We start from the raw sequence: 354 nt of genomic DNA, 5'->3' as shown, positions 1-354 counted from the left end.
GGGCTGGCCTGAAGTCGACTCAGAAGACTTTAAACGTTATTTCCCAACTTCAACCTTGGTAACAGGTTACGACATCATCTTCTTCTGGGTGTCTCGTATGATCTTCCAGTCATTGGAATTCACAGGCCGTCAACCATTCCAAAACGTCCTTATCCATGGTCTAATTCGTGATGAAGAAGGACGTAAGATGTCTAAATCTCTTGGAAATGGCATTGACCCAATGGATGTTATTGATAAATATGGTACAGATAGTCTTCGTTGGTTCTTGTCAAACGGCTCAGCTCCTGGTCAAGACGTTCGTTTCTCTTACGAGAAAATGGATGCTTCATGGAACTTTATTAACAAAATTTGGAA

Annotated in this window: 1 protein-coding gene; it reads left to right on the top strand. The window is 41.5% G+C overall.

Annotated features, from left to right (window positions below; all coding sequences use genetic code 11):
• On the top strand, nucleotides 1-354 hold a 354-nt coding region (locus tag EDI28_RS26745), incomplete at both ends, for a class I tRNA ligase family protein (protein ID WP_164918654.1).

It is taken from the genome of Photobacterium chitinilyticum (assembly GCF_004104355.1).
GTDB classification, from domain to species: domain Bacteria; phylum Pseudomonadota; class Gammaproteobacteria; order Enterobacterales; family Vibrionaceae; genus Photobacterium; species Photobacterium chitinilyticum.
The sequence above is the reverse complement of the archived record's forward strand: the minus strand, read 5'-3'. Positions and strand labels throughout refer to the sequence as shown.